The following is a 14462-nucleotide window of genomic DNA, read 5'->3' on the forward strand; positions in this document are numbered from 1 at the left end:
AACATGCGCATGCCCGTGGCCGGGGAGCCGATCCGCACGGCAGGCTTCCTATACGGATGCATAGTATCCTTTTCATTAGGACAATTTCCTATGCAAATGAATAGGAGCTATGGGCAGTGACGACATCAAGACCCGACCCTGAGGACCTGACCGCTCGCGCGCGGATCAGAGACGCGGCCTTGCGGCATTTCGGGGAGCATGGCTTCGACAGGGCGACAACCCGGGCGATCGCCGAGACCGCGGGCGTCTCCCCGGGACTGCTGCGCCATCACTTCGGGTCCAAGCAGGCGCTGCGCGAGGCGTGCGACGCGCACCTGGTCAAGCTGATCAGCAGGATCAACGAGCAGGCCGTCGCCGACACGACCGCCGGCGGCGTGAACGGCGTGAACTACGTCGCGGCCTCCCTGGCGGCCCTCGGGCCCTACCAGCGATACCTGGCGCGCGCCCTGACCGAGGGATGGGCCGAGCCGGTGTTCGACGCGATGGTCCAGATGAGCGAGCAGTGGTTCGCAGGACTCGACGAGCGCCGCTCCGATCCCCCCTTCGCCGACCGCAAGGCCAGGGCGACGGTGGGCACGGCGATGGCCCTGGCCGTCGGAATCCTCCACAAGCACGTGTCCCGAGGGCTGGGTGCCGACGTGTCCAGCCAGGAGGGCGCCCACCTGCTCGCCCTGACCCTGCTCGACCTCTACTCCCACCCCTGGCTCAGCCCGGAAGAGGCCGCCGCCTACCGCGACGCCCTGGACAAGACCCGGGCAGACACCGGAGCCACACTCCGTTCGACCGAGGAGCATCCCGATGAGTGACGCGATATCCGTAACAGGCTTAGTCAAGACGTTCGGCTCCACCCACGCACTGGACGGCCTCGATCTCGTCGTGGGCGCCGGCGAGGTGCACGGCTTCCTGGGGCCGAACGGCGCGGGCAAGAGCACCACGATCCGGATCCTGCTCGGCATGCTTCGCGCCAACGCGGGCACCGCCCGGCTGCTCGGCGGCGATCCGTGGGCCGACGCGACGGAGTTGCACCGCAGGCTGGCCTATGTACCCGGCGATGTCACGCTGTGGCCCCAGTTGTCCGGCGGCGAGGTGATCGACCTGCTCGGACGGCTGCGCGGCGGGCTCGACAAGCGGCGCCGCGCCGAGCTGCTGGAGCGCTTCGACCTGGACCCCCGCAAGAAGTGCCGCGCCTACTCCAAGGGCAACCGGCAGAAGGTCGCCCTGATCGCCGCGCTGGCCTCCGATGTCGAGCTGCTCATTCTCGACGAGCCCACCTCCGGCCTGGACCCCCTGATGGAGGAGGTCTTCCGCGAGACCATCCGGGAGGAGCAGCGCCGCGGGGACCGTACCGTGCTGCTGTCCAGCCACATCCTGGCCGAGGTCGAAGCACTGTGCGACCGGGTGACCATCATCAAGGACGGCCGCACGGTCGAAAGCGGTTCCCTGGCCGGCCTGCGCCATCTCACCCGCACCTCCATCCAGGCCGACCTGGCAGCGCCGACGGAGGAGCTGGCCGGCCTGCCCGGGGTGCACGACCTGCGCACCGAGGGCAGCCGGGTGTGGTTCGACGTCGACACCACCGACCTGGACGCCGTGCTGCGGCACCTCACCGACACCGGCGTACGCGCCCTCATCAGCCGGCCCCCCACCCTGGAGGAGCTGTTCCTACAGCACTACGACCGCACCGGCAGGAGCGACGGGCGACACGCAGGAGCGACACCATGAACCCTTTCACTGGCACCGGCCACCTGGTCCGCCTGGCGCTGCGCCGCGAACGGGCCATCGCCCCCTGGTGGATCCTGCTGATCGTGGGCATGAGCCTGGTGATGGTGGCCTACATCAACCGCTACATGGTCACCCAGGAGCTGAAGCTCACCTACCTCGGCATCATCACCAGGACACCCTTCCTCCACGCGATCGGCGGCGGCCAGGTGGAACCCCGGCTCGAGGTGCTCGCGACCTGGCGCAGTGGCGGCTTCCTGTACGTGGCCAGCGCGTTCGCCGCCCTGATGTCGGTCATCCGGCACACCCGCAGGGAGGAGGACGCGGGCAGGACCGAACTGGTCCGCGCCGCCGTCGTGAGCCGTCGTGCCCCGCTGACCGCCGCCGTGCTGGTGGCGGCGGGCATCAGCCTGCTCGCCGGGGCACTGACCGCGGCCGCGCTGATCACGGTCGGGCTCCCGCCGATCGGATCGATCGCGTACGGCGCCGCCATCGCGCTCGCGGGCTGGCTGTTCGGCGGCATCGCCGCGGTCGCTGCCCAGCTCGCCGCCAGCGCCCGCACGGCCACCACGATCGCTCTGTCCGTGCTCGGCCTCGCCTACGTGATGCGCTTCTCCGGGGACGCCATGGGACAGCCCTGGCTGAAATACCTGTCCCCCATCGGCTGGAGTCACCTCGTGCAGCCGTACCAAGACGAGCGATGGTGGCTGGTCGGTGTCGTGTTCGTGGTCGGCGCGGCGCTGCACGCGCTCGCGTGCCGGCTGCTCGACCGCCGTGACCTCGGCGCCGGCGTGCTGACCGAGCGGCCGGGCCCGGCCACGGCCCCGGAGCTGCGCGGCCCGGTCAGCCTGGCCTGGCGGCTGCACCGCGGCCTGTTCCTGAAGTGGGCGGTGGGGGTCGGGATCTTCGCGGGGGCCGCGGGCGGGCTGTCCTCGTTGACGAACGATCTGCTCACGCGGCCGAGCATCATGCTCGACACCATCACCACCATGATCGGCATGCGATCGCCGTCACTCGCCGCGTACGTCTGGTACCTGATCATGATCATGGCGTACGCCGTCGCGCTCTACCCGGTGCTCATGGTCATCCGGCTCCGGACGGAGGAGGTCTCGGGCCGCGGGGAGGCGGTGCTGGCCACCCCGCTGACCCGTCTGCGCTGGGCGGGCGGGCACCTGCTCGTGACCGGGCTCGGCACAGCCGCGCTGATGGCCGTCGCCGGTCTGGTCTTCGGCACGGTGTTCTCGCTGCTCGTCGGCGACCTCGCCGTCGATCTGCCCCGCTTCGTCGCGGGGGCGCTGACCACCGTGCCCGCGGCGTGGAGCGTGGGGGCGGTTTGCCTGCTCGCGTACGGGCTGGCACCGCGGGCCGGCGTGGCGATCTCCTGGCTGGCCTGGGTCCTGACCTCCGCACTGGGCCAGATCATCACCCCCTTCTATGGATTCTTCGGCGGTTTCCCCGTGGAGCCGTTCCACTACGTCGCGAACGCGATGACCGGGGCGCCGTACGACGCCCGCCCGACCCTCGCGCTCACCGCGGTCACCGCCCTCCTCCTTGCCGGCGGCCTGCTGTCCCTGCGCCGTCGCGACTTCGGCTGACCTCCCATGCCGAACCCGGTCGGCATTGGCCGGTCGCGCACCCCTGCGCCTCCGGTCAGTGGCGCACCCGTCCCCCGAACCCGACCACATCGACGGGCAGCCGTCGGTCGACCCGTCCCGCTGTGTAGCCGTTGGCCCGACGCCATCCTGCGCGACCACAAGGCCGACCTGGCGCGGCGCGCAGACCGCTCCGGACACCCGTGCACGCGACTTCGCAGAACGACAACCGGATTAATGATCTTGGTCTCGGGACCGTTTCAGGGACATGGGTGTGGGAGTCGCCAAGAACGAAAGACGCCGGCATGGCTGTGGCCCGCGAGCGGGAGCGTGCTTTTCGCAGCCGCGGTCAAGTCATCACGAGGCCGACGATGAGCGACGCGGTGGCCTGGCCGAAGGTCTACGCCGTCAACCGGGCCGGGACCCACGGCTGGACGACCACGGGCACCCTCGGCTTCTTCGCCGCCGCGGCGGTCCTGCTCATCCAGCGGTGTCACCAGGTCGCGATGCTCCCGCCCGGAATCCTGCGGGATCGGTGCAGGTCCGACGCCAACCTCGTCATGTTCCTCATCGGCGCGGGCATGTTCGCCACCCTCTTCTTTCTCACCCTCCACATGCAGGGGGTGAAGGGGTACGGTCCCATGCGGACCGGACTCGCCTACCTGCCCTTCGCGCTCGGCATCGGGCTGGGGGCGGGCGGCCTCGGCCCCAGGCTCCTGGCCCGGCTGCCGGAACGGACGGTCATCGTCACCGGCCTGGCCCTGGCCACCGCGGGCATGGTCTGGTTCACCGCCCTCACCCCGACCACCGGCCACTTCGCGGTACTGCTGCCCGCCCGGTTCGTCGCGGGCATCGGACTGGGACTGTGTTTGGTCACCGCGACGATCATCGGTGTCCAGGGCGTCGCCCCCCGCGACACCGGCATCGCCTCCGCGCTGGTCAACACCAGCCGGCGGATCGGCGGAGCTCTCGGCCTCGCCGTCCTGGCGGCCGTCGCCGCCGCGGGCGCCGAGAACCCCGCGCTCCCGGTTTCCCTGACCGGCGGCTACACCACCGCCCTGCTGGCGGGCGGCGCGCTCTCTACCTGATCGCTCTCCTGGCCGCCGCCTTCACGACCACCTCACCGGAGCCCTGATCGAGCGCATGGCGCCGAAGCGGGCCGAAACGGTTCATCTGCTCCGCAGTTGGTGCAGGGTGTGGCCGGTGGCCCGCTTGAACAGGTATTCGGCCCGTTCGTAGGAGAGCCTGCGGCGGCCGGTCTCGGGACACAGGTCGCCGGGGGCGGGCCGGCGGCCGGGGCCGGGCCTGCGCTCGGACAGGAACAGCGGGCCGCGACGACGGCCCGCGACGAGCCGGGGGATGAGCTCGGCGGTGCCCGACCGCCAGTGAATCCAGCGGGACCCCGGTGCTCTGCCGCGCATCCCCGCCAGGTCGAGGTCCTCGACGTTGAGCGCGAGCACCGAGCCGATCCCGGCCGCGCTCTCGTGGAGCATCAGCCACAGGGCGCGCTCGCGCGGGGCGAGGTCCTGCCGCTCCCACAGCGCCTCGACCCGCGGCGGCTCCATGGGACGGGTGCGCGACCGGGGCTCGGGCCGGCGACCGATTCCGGCGGCCAGGTCCTCACTCGGCCGGCCCCGGTCCGCGGCCCAGGCGGAGAAGGAGCGGACGGCACCTCGGTGCCTGTTCCACGTCGCGGCGGCGGCGCTCTCCCAGGCGGCGGCGAAGACCTCGGCGACCTGTCCGGCGGTCACACTCCGCAACGGGATGTCGTCACCGAGATCGCGACGGAGCCGGCTCATGGTCTGGCGGTAGGAACGGACGGTCGCGGCGTCCAGGTCGTCACGGGCCAGGAAGGCGTTCGCGGCCTCGGCCAGGGTGACCTCGCTCTCCGGCGTGGCGGCGTCCGCGCAGGCCGCGGCGCGTTCCAGCAGGATCGTGCGTTCGGGCACGTTGAGAGTGAGCGCCGCGGCCCGTTCGAACTCCCGCCGGGCCTCCTCGTGGCGACCGAGCCTGACCAGCAGGTCGCCGCGCACGCTGGGCACCCGGTGGTAGTCCTTGAGCGCCGGCTCGGCCACCAGGGTGTCGACGAGCGCCAGCCCCGCCTCGGGACCGTACGCCATGGCCAGTGCGACCGACCGGTTGAGCTGCACGACCGGGGTGGGCAGCACCCGGACGAGCGTTTCGTAGAGGGCGGCGATCTGCGCCCAGTCGGTCTCCTCCGCCGTACGGGCCCGCGCGTGACAGACCGCGATGGCGGCCTGCAGCACGTACGGGCCGAGAGGTCCGCCGGACTGCCTGGCACGCAGCAGTGCCGTGAAACCGCGGCGGATGAGGAGCTGGTCCCAGCGTCCGCGGTTCTGCTCGTGCAGCGCGACGGGCTCCCCCGACGACCCCGTCCTGGCGGCCAGCCGGGACGCCTGGAGCTCCATCAGCGCGACCAGTCCGTGTACCTCGGCCTCGCCGGGCGCGAGCCCGGCCAGCAGGCGGCCCAGGCGCAGCGCCTCCTGGCAGAGGTCCTGGCGCATCCAGCCGTCGCCCGCGCTCGCCGCGTATCCCTCGTTGAACACCAGGTAGACGACCTCGAGAACCGATGACAGGCGTGCGGCCCGGTCCGGCCCCGTGGGGACCTCGAAGGGGACCCCGAGTTCGGCGAGGGTGCGTTTGGCCCGGACGACGCGCTGCGCGACGGTCGGCTCGGAGACGAGAAAGGCCCTCGCGATCTCGTCGGTGCGCAGGCCCCCGAGCAGCCGCAACGTCAACGCCACCCGGGACTCGGCGGACAGCGCCGGGTGGCAGGAGACGAACATCAGGCGCAGGACGTCGTCGCCCACCTCGTCGTCGAGTGCCGCGTCGGTCTCGGCCTCGGTGCCGTCCGGCCGGGTGGCGAGTTCGTGGGCGAGCTGCTCGTGCCCGCGCTCAAGCCGCTCGCCGCGCCGTAGGTGGTCGATGGCGCGACGTTTTGAAACGGCCATGAGCCAGGCGCCCGGATTATCCGGAACGCCCGAGTCGGGCCACCGTTCGAGGGCGGCGAGGAGCGCGTCCTGCGCGAGCTCCTCGGCCAGCCCCACGTCGCCCAGCATCCGGACGAGCCCGGCGATGATCCTCGCCGACTCCATCTTCCAGACCTCGTCGACCACGCGATGGGCGTCCCGGGACATCACGGGCTCGATAACAGCATCCGCCGGGCCGGGTACGCAAGCGCCCGATCAGTCCTGTGGGCCGAAGACCTGCTGGATGGTGCCCTCACCCTCGCCGATGATCTTCCAGAAGCGCCGGGAGAGCTCGATGGCCTCCTGTTGCGAGCGCGCCTCGATGAGCGCGAAGCTGACGATGGCCTCCTTCGTCTCGGTGAACGGCCCGTCGGTGACGGTCATCTCGCCACCGGAGGCCGAGACGTGGAGGCCGGCCGGGTCCAGGCCGCCGGTCGCCAGCAGCACCCCCGCCCGGGTCATCTCCTCGACGAACGCGGCCATCTCCGCGTGGACCGCCTCGCTCGGGGGTGCCGCGTCGCCGCCCTTGGTGGTCATCAGGAATCGCATCGTCATATCTCCTTCGGGTGATCGGAGAACCGATCCTCGCCGGTTTCCAGCTACGCGTCGATCGGGGCCGGCGAAAATCGACATGCCTCGTCTGACCAGGGTGGCGGCCGGATGTGACAGGGAATGCGCACCGCCCGCGCCTTCGCGGGCCGGGTCACACCGACGAACCGGCGGCCAGGGAGAAGTAGGCCTCCTCCTCCTGGTCGAAGTGGAGGATCAGGACGGCGTACAGGCCGTAGAGGCAGGCGCGCAGGTCGTCGAGCTGCTCCGGGCGCGGCCCGCCGGCCTCGATGAGGGCGAGGTGACTTCCCAGGCGTCGTACCAGGCGTTCGATCTCGGCATGCGCCCTGCTCATGGTCATCACGACCTCCGGGCCGCCCAGCACCTGCCCCATGGCCGGATACAGCCGCTGCTCCTCGGCCCGTTCGTGAGGCAGCAGCCGCTCGGTGAGGAATGCCTGGACCTCTCGCAGCCGATCGAGTGACGCCTCGGGCGAGACCCTGCCCAGCTCGTCGGCCGTCTCGCGGATCAGTTCCAGGGTCGGCCGCAGCGAGGAGTGCTCCATCTCGAAGCGGCGCAGCAGGGATTCGGTGGCGGGGTCCATCACCGGCCGGGTTCCCCGGGTGGGACGCAGCGCCCGTAGCGCGTTGAGGATCACCGCGATGTCGATGCCCTCCTGCAGCAGGGCACCGGCCGCGGGTGGCAGGGCGCCGGCCGCGGCGGCCACCATGGCCAGCAGCGACAGCGCCATCCCGGTGGCCGCGCTCTGTACCGCGATGCGCCGGGAGCGGCGGGCGACGTCCATCGCGTCGGCGAGCCGGTCCAGGCGGTCGGTGGTGAGCACCACGTCCGCGGCCTGGGTGGAGGCGGCGGACCCCCGGGCCCCCATCGCCACTCCGACGTCGGCCGCCGCCAGGGCCGGGGCGTCGTTGATCCCGTCGCCCACCATCACGGTCACCGCGCCGGCCGCCTCCCGCCGCACCGCCTCGACCTTGGCCGCGGGGGTCTGCTCGGCGAGCACCCGGTCGATGCCGAGCACTATGCCCACGCTCTCGGCGACCTCGGCCCGGTCTCCGGTGAGCATGACCACCCGCTCGATGCCCGCGGTGCGCAGTCGCCGCAGCGTCCGCGCGGCGTCGGCCCGGATGGCGTCGCGGAGCAGGATCACCCCGGCCGCCCGGCCGTCCAGCGTCACCCAGACGGTCATGGCCCCGTCCAGCGCGGCCCGCGCCCGCTGGATCCGCTCCCACTCCGAAGGCGAGGAGGTCGTCGCCTTGCCGACCTCGACCAGGTGCCCCTCCACCACCCCCGTGGTGCCGGTGCCCGGCCTCTCCTGGATCTCGGCCGGTTGCGGCAGCTCGGCGCCGCGCGCACGGGCCGCGTCGACGATCGCGGCGGCGAGCACGTGCGAGGACATCTGGTCCACCGCGGCGGCCAGCCCCAGCACGTCGTCGCTACGGACGCCGGGCGCGGCCACGACGTCGATCACCCGGGGCCGGCCGGCGGTCAGCGTCCCGGTCTTGTCCAGGATGAGCGTGCGCGCCTGGCCCAGCCGCTCCAGTGCTCCACCGCCCTTGACCACCACGCCGTGCCGTGCCGTACGAGACAGCCCGGAGGCGATGGCCGCGGGTGCGGCGAGCAGCAGCGGGCAGGGGGTGGCGACGACCAGTACCGCGACGGCCCGTACCGGCTGACCGGACAGCAGCCAGGCGGTCGCCGCCAGCAGCAGGGTGACCGGCAGGAACCAGGAGGCGAACCGGTCGGCGAGCCGTACGACGGGGGCGCTGTCGGTCTCCGTCTGCCGCGCCAGCCGCACCACTCCCGCATAAGCGCTGTCGGCCGCGGTCCGGGTGGCCCGCAGGTCGAAGGCGGCACCGGCGTTCACCACACCGCTGCGCACCCCCTCCCCCGCGGCGTACTCCACCGGTACCGACTCCCCCGTCAGCGCCGACTCGTCCAGCAGTGCGAGATCGCCCGCCACCGCGCCGTCGACGGGGACCATCTCCCCGCTGGGGACCAGCAGCAGGTCTCCCGGGCGAACCTGCTCGACCGGTACGAGGTCCGGCACCCCGTTCTCATAGCGCCGGGCCGAGTGCGGCGCCCGTTCGTACAGGGCGGTCAGGTCGTGGCGGGCCCGGCGCAGAGCGTGCTCCTCCAGTGCCCGCCCGGTGGCGAGCATCACGCCGATCAGGGCACCGGCGAGGTACTCCCCTACGGCGAGCGCTCCGGCCAGGGCGAGGACGGCGATGGCGTCCACGCCCATCCGGCCGTTCCGCAGCGCCGACACCACCCATCCCGTCGCGGGCACCAGTGACACGCCGGTGACCACCGCCCACACGATGTCGGCGGCCGTCTCCGCGCCGGCCAGGCGGAGCGCGAGACCGGCCAGCAGTCCGGCCACGGTGCCCACAAGAAGGGCGATGGTCGATAAACGTCCCACTTTCCCAGCCTCCTGACGAGCCGTGCCGGGATCAGGACCTTCGGCCGCCGGACAAGGCGACGATCACGATCCGACCACCGCCACCGGGCAGTGCGCGTGGTGCAGCACGCCGTGGCTGATCGATCCCAGCAGGGCCGAGCCGACCCTGCCCATTCCCCGCGAGCCGACGACGACGAGGTCCGCGGCGGCCGAGGCTTCGCAGAGGGCGGCGGCCGGGTGCCGGCACACCACCGTCTGCTCCACCTCGACCTGCGGGTACCTCTCCCGCCAAGGCGTGAGTGTGTCGGCGGCGACGCTCCGCGCACCGGCGAGGATGTCCTCGATCAGCGGCGCGTACGCGATGGCACCCGGCCCCATCACGGGCACCTGCCAGGTGTGGATCGCCCGTAGCCGGGCACCGCGCCGGACAGCCTCGGCGAAGGCGTACCCCAGTGCCGCCGTCGAGTGGGCAGAGCCGTCGAAACCGACGACGACCTGGCCACGGGCCGGCTCCCACGCCCCCCTGACGATGACGATCGGCGCGGCCACGTGCCCGGCCAGGGCCAGGGAGACCGACCCGAGCAGCAGCCCGGTGAACCCGCCCAGCCCTCGGCTGCCCACCACGATCTGCTCGGCGCCCTCGGCCTCGCGCCGGAGGATCTCCGTCACCCGGCCCTCTCGCAGCGCGCCCTCCACCTCCAGGTGGGGTGCGCGCCCGCGCGCCACGGCGACCGCGCTCTCCAGCACCTCCTGGCAGTGCTCGGTCACGGAATCCCGGAAGCCGGGCGGGGTCTGCAGCGGGATGTCGTAGGTCCACGGTTCGCACACGTACACGATCCGCAGCGCGCACCCGCGCCGTACCGCGTCATCGGCGGCCCAGGCGACCGCGCCCTCCCCGTGGGCCGAGCCGTCCGTGCCAACCACCACCTGCGCCGTCATGTCGCCCCCTCGGACTCTCCCTCCATCCGGCCGCGTGGCGGCGTTCCCCGCAGCGGGCCAACGCCCCCTCGCCAGGGACTTCCGTCCCCTGTCGCGGACTGTTGCCCGCGGAATGGGTATTGTTGGTCACAGCAGACCGTGCCGTCTCCCCGGCCCGGCTGGAAAGATCGAAAGATCTTCCTGGACCGGCGTCCTCATCGTATGACGATCCCCCCAAGGTATGGATTTCCATACCGTCAGTGTGTTGCCAAGGAATCAGGGGCAAGAGGGGGACGGCCCGTGAACACCGTTGTGATGGAATCGCTGGAACCACTCGTCGCCGGACTGCGATCCGACGGCTTCACCGTTGTCGGGCCGACGGTCCGGGACGGCGCCATCCGGTTCGCCGAACTCTCCCACTCCGCGCAGCTGCCCGCGGGGCGGGGCGACGATCAACAGCCCGGGCACTACCGGCTGACCGAGCGTGGTGACGAACTGATGTTCGGTTTCGCCGCCAGTCCCGACTCCGCCAAGCGTTACACCCAGCCGCCCCGCCAGGCGCTGTTCCGGATGCGCGGGGCGGAGGTGGAGGAGACCCGGAGCCAGGCGCCCCGCATCGCGCTGCTGGGCGTGCGCGCCTGCGACCTGGCCGCGATCGCCGTACAGGATCGGGTGTTCCTCGGTGGCAGACATCCCGATCCGGCCTACCGTGAGCGGCGCGAGGCGCTGTTCCTCATCGCGGTGAACTGCGCGGTGCCCGGGGGCACCTGCTTCTGCGTCTCCATGGGCACAGGACCGAAGGCCACCGCCGGGTTCGACCTGGCGCTCACCGAACTGAGCGCCCCGCACCGGTTCCTGGTCGAGACGGGAAGCGAGCGGGGCGCGGAGGTCGTCGCGCCGCTCCCGCACCGGCCCGCCACCGGTGACGACGTCACGGCCGCCGAGGAGGTCTCCCGCGTCGCCGCCACCCGGATGGGCCGCCAGGTGGACACCGACAACATCCAGGAGCGCCTGGCCGAGGCCCGTGATTCGCCGCGCTGGACCGAGGTCGCCTCCCGCTGCCTGGCGTGCACCAACTGCACGATGGTCTGTCCCACCTGCTTCTGCACCACGGTCGAGGACGCCACCGACTTCGGCGGCGGACAGGCGGAGCGGACGGAGGTGTGGGACTCCTGCTTCACGCTGGACTTCTCCGAGGTCGCCGGCTCTCCCGTACGCGGTTCTGGATCCGCCCGCTACCGGCAGTGGCTGACGCACAAGTTCTCCACCTGGTTCGACCAGTTCGGCGTGTCCGGCTGCGTGGGCTGCGGCAGGTGCATCACCTGGTGCCCGACCGGCATCGACGTCACCGAGGAGCTCGGATGCATCCTATGACGCCGGCGCCCTACCGGGTGCGCTCGCGCCGCCCGGACCGGGCCGACACGGTGACCTTGACCCTCGGACCGCTGGAGGGCCCCTGCCCGCCGTTCCTGCCGGGCCAGTTCACGATGATCTACGCCCCCGGTGTCGGGGAGATCCCGATCTCGATCAGCGGCCGGGCCCGCACGGGCGGGTACCTGCAGACGATCCGCGCGGTGGGCGCGGTCAGCGGGGCACTGTGCCGGACCAGACCCGGCGATGTCGTGGGCGTTCGCGGGCCGTACGGCACGGCCTGGGACCTACCGGCCGCGGCGGGTCTGGACGTGGTCGTCGCCGCGGGCGGCCTCGGGCTGGCCGCGCTGCGGCCGGTCATCCGCGAGCTGGTCGCCCACGGCTCCCGGTACGGCCGGATCAGCGTGATCGTCGGCACCCACACTCCGGCGACCCTGCTCTACCCCGCCGAGCTGGCCCGCTGGCGCGAGGCCGGTGGCATCGACGTCCAGGTGAGCGTGGATCACCCCGACCGCGCCTGGAAGGGGCCGGTGGGGCTGGTCACCCGGCTGATCGACCAGATCGTCTTCGATCCTCGCCGCACCTTCGCCTTCGTCTGCGGCCCGGAGGCCATGATGCGGGCGACCGCGGCCAGGCTGGTACGGCGAGGCGTCCCGGCGCGGCGGGTGGCCCTGTCGGTGGAGCGCAACATGAAGTGCGGCGTCGGCCGCTGCGGCCACTGCCAGCTCGGCCCGCTGCTGACCTGCCTCGACGGCCCGGTGCTGAGCTACGAGCGGGCGGCCGGGCTGCTGGCCGCGGCGGAACTGTGACGGCCCGGCCCGCGGCCACGCGCCGGCGTCCACGGCTGGCGGTGTGGAAGTTCGCCTCCTGTGACGGCTGCCAGCTCACCGTGCTGGACTGCGAGGACGAACTGCTGGCCATCGCCGCCGAAGTGGAGATCGCCTACTTCCTGGAGGCCTCCAGCGCGACCGGGCGCGGCCCCTACGACCTGTCACTGGTCGAGGGGTCGATCACCACCCCGGCCGACCTCCGGCGGATCCGGCACGTGCGCCGGGTGTCGAAACGCCTGGTGACGATCGGCGCCTGCGCGACCGCGGGCGGCATCCAGGCGCTGCGCGACTTCGCCGACGTACGCGAGTTCGCCTCGATCATCTACGCCCGGCCCGACTACATCGCCACGCTGGAGCGTTCCACTCCGATCTCCGCCCACGTGCCGGTGGACTTCGAGCTGCGCGGCTGCCCCATCGACGGCCGGCAGCTGCTGGAGGTCATCTCGGCCTTCCTGGCCGGACGGCGCCCCTGCGTGCCGGCCCACAGCGTCTGCGTGGAATGCAAGGCCCGGGGCAACGTCTGCGTCATGGTGGCCCACGGCACCCCCTGCCTGGGCCCGGTCACCCAGGCCGGCTGCGGGGCGCTCTGCCCGGCGTTCAACCGGGGCTGCTACGGCTGCTTCGGACCGATGGAGAGCCCCAACACCCGGGCGCTCAACGCGCAACTGCGCGAGCTCGGCATGAGCACCCCCGAACTGGTGCGCGTCTACCGGACGTTCAACGCCACCGAGGAACCCTTCCGCCAGGCGTCCGAGGAGGCCGGAGATGACGCATAAGTCGATCAGGATCGGTGCCCTGGCCCGCGTGGAGGGCGAGGGGTCCCTGCTGGTGCGCGCCCGCGACGGCCGCGTCACCGACGTGGAGCTGAACATCTACGAGCCGCCGCGCTTCTTCGAGGCGCTGCTGCGCGGCAGGGCCCACACCGAACCGCCCGACATCACCGCCCGGATCTGCGGGATCTGCCCGGTGGCCTACCAGATGAGCGCCTGCCAGGCCATCGAGTCCGCCTGCGGGGCGGAGGTGACCGGGCCGCTCCGGGACCTGCGGCTGCTGCTGTACTACGGCGAGTGGATCGAGTCGCACGCCCTGCACATCCACCTGCTGCACGCCCCCGACTTCCTGGGCTACGACAGCGGCGTGGCCATGGCGGCCGACCACCGGCCCGTCCTGGAACGGGGGCTGGCGCTGAAGAAGGCCGGCAACGAGCTGGTGGCGGCCCTCGGCGGGCGGGCGATCCACCCGGTCAACGTGCGGGTGGGCGGCTTCTACCGGGTGCCCGCCCGCACCGAGCTCGCACCGGTCGCCGAACGGCTGCGCCACGCCCGCGACCAGGCGCTGGCGACGGTGGAGTGGGTGGCCGGGTTCGACTTTCCCGACGTGGAGCACGACTACCGGTTTCTCGCGCTGAGCCATCCCGCCGAGTACGCCATCCTGTCCGGCTCGATCTCGGTCAGCGACGGCACCGCCTTCGCGGCGTCCGACTGGCCCGCCCACATCGTCGAGGAGCAGGTGCCGCGCTCCACCGCCCTGCACGCCCGGCTCGACGGATCCACCGGCTATCTGGTGGGGGCTCTCGCGCGCTACGCCCTGAACGCGCACCTGCTGTCACCGCTGGCCCGGTCGGCGGCCTCGGACGCCGGACTCGGCCCCGTCTGCCGCAACCCGTTCCGCAGCATCGTGGTCCGGGCCGTGGAGATCCTGCACGCCTGCGACGAGGCGTTGCGGATCATCGAGGACTACACCGAGCCGGACGCGCCCTCGGTTCCGGTCGAACCCCGCCCCGGAGTCGGCCACGGCGTCTCCGAGGCCCCGCGCGGCACGCTCTACCACCGCTACCGGATCGACGACACGGGGCTGATCGCCGAGGCGGACATCGTGCCACCGACCTCGCAGAACCAGGCCCGCATCGAGATGGACCTGCGCCACCTCGTCGAGCCCCGCCTCGACCTGCCGCGGGGGGAGCTGGCGGCGCTGTGCGAGCGGACGGTACGCAACCACGACCCGTGCATCTCCTGCTCGGCCCATTTCCTGGATCTGCGGCTGGACCGCTGAGGCCGGTTTCCGACAGGGGGAT

At 72.2% G+C, this 14462-nt stretch carries 12 protein-coding genes; 8 read left to right on the forward strand and 4 right to left on the reverse strand.

What is annotated here, in order from left to right:
- Positions 1-116: 116 nt before the first annotated feature.
- From IG98_RS0120425 to IG98_RS0120440, 4 genes are all read left to right on the forward strand, one after another.
- The gene (locus IG98_RS0120425) at positions 117-806 is read left to right on the forward strand and encodes a TetR/AcrR family transcriptional regulator (RefSeq protein ID WP_030914179.1); all 690 of its coding nucleotides are present in this window, start codon (positions 117-119) and stop codon (positions 804-806) included.
- Complete coding sequence (locus tag IG98_RS0120430) at positions 799-1722, forward strand: ABC transporter ATP-binding protein (protein ID WP_030914182.1); 924 nt, start codon at positions 799-801, stop codon at positions 1720-1722. The genes IG98_RS0120425 and IG98_RS0120430 overlap by 8 nt, the downstream gene beginning before the upstream one ends.
- Entirely contained in the window at positions 1719-3314 is a 1596-nt protein-coding gene (locus IG98_RS0120435; protein ID WP_030914185.1) for an ABC transporter permease, read from the forward strand. The genes IG98_RS0120430 and IG98_RS0120435 overlap by 4 nt, the downstream gene beginning before the upstream one ends.
- Before the next feature lie 368 nt (positions 3315-3682).
- Positions 3683-4399: an MFS transporter gene (locus IG98_RS0120440; protein WP_051752527.1), complete on the forward strand. Its 717-nt coding sequence runs from the start codon at positions 3683-3685 to the stop codon at positions 4397-4399.
- 81 nt (positions 4400-4480) lie between these two features.
- Here IG98_RS0120440 and IG98_RS0120445 read toward each other — a convergent pair whose 3' ends face one another.
- The 4 genes from IG98_RS0120445 to IG98_RS0120460 form a co-directional block, all read right to left on the reverse strand.
- Positions 4481-6469: an RNA polymerase sigma factor gene (locus IG98_RS0120445; RefSeq protein WP_030914190.1), complete on the reverse strand. Its 1989-nt coding sequence runs from the start codon at positions 6467-6469 to the stop codon at positions 4481-4483.
- Between the two features lie 48 nt (positions 6470-6517).
- Entirely contained in the window at positions 6518-6856 is a 339-nt protein-coding gene (locus IG98_RS0120450; RefSeq protein ID WP_245651642.1) for a YciI family protein, read from the reverse strand.
- Between the two features lie 148 nt (positions 6857-7004).
- Entirely contained in the window at positions 7005-9290 is a 2286-nt protein-coding gene (locus IG98_RS0120455) for a heavy metal translocating P-type ATPase (RefSeq protein WP_030914194.1), read from the reverse strand.
- A gap of 63 nt (positions 9291-9353) precedes the next feature.
- Complete coding sequence (locus tag IG98_RS0120460) at positions 9354-10208, reverse strand: universal stress protein (protein WP_030914198.1); 855 nt, start codon at positions 10206-10208, stop codon at positions 9354-9356.
- A gap of 279 nt (positions 10209-10487) precedes the next feature.
- Here IG98_RS0120460 and IG98_RS0120465 point away from each other — a divergent pair, with 279 nt between their 5' ends.
- From IG98_RS0120465 to IG98_RS0120480, 4 genes are read left to right on the forward strand one after another with little or no spacing between them, the layout of a single operon-like run.
- On the forward strand, positions 10488-11561 hold the full coding sequence (locus IG98_RS0120465; protein WP_030914200.1) for a 4Fe-4S dicluster domain-containing protein: 1074 nt from the start codon (positions 10488-10490) through the stop codon (positions 11559-11561).
- A complete protein-coding gene (locus tag IG98_RS0120470; protein WP_211264040.1) occupies positions 11549-12367 on the forward strand; it encodes an FAD/NAD(P)-binding protein in 819 nt (272 codons plus the stop codon). Before IG98_RS0120465 ends, IG98_RS0120470 begins: the two co-directional genes overlap by 13 nt.
- Positions 12364-13164, forward strand: a complete 801-nt coding sequence (locus tag IG98_RS0120475; RefSeq protein WP_030914206.1) for an NADH-quinone oxidoreductase subunit B family protein — start codon at positions 12364-12366, stop codon at positions 13162-13164. The genes IG98_RS0120470 and IG98_RS0120475 overlap by 4 nt, the downstream gene beginning before the upstream one ends.
- Complete coding sequence (locus IG98_RS0120480) at positions 13154-14440, forward strand: Ni/Fe hydrogenase subunit alpha (RefSeq protein ID WP_030914209.1); 1287 nt, start codon at positions 13154-13156, stop codon at positions 14438-14440. The genes IG98_RS0120475 and IG98_RS0120480 overlap by 11 nt, the downstream gene beginning before the upstream one ends.
- The last annotated feature ends 22 nt before the right edge of the window (positions 14441-14462 follow it).

The sequence above is a fragment of the Streptosporangium amethystogenes genome, assembly GCF_000721075.1.
Classification (GTDB): domain Bacteria; phylum Actinomycetota; class Actinomycetes; order Streptosporangiales; family Streptosporangiaceae; genus Streptosporangium; species Streptosporangium amethystogenes.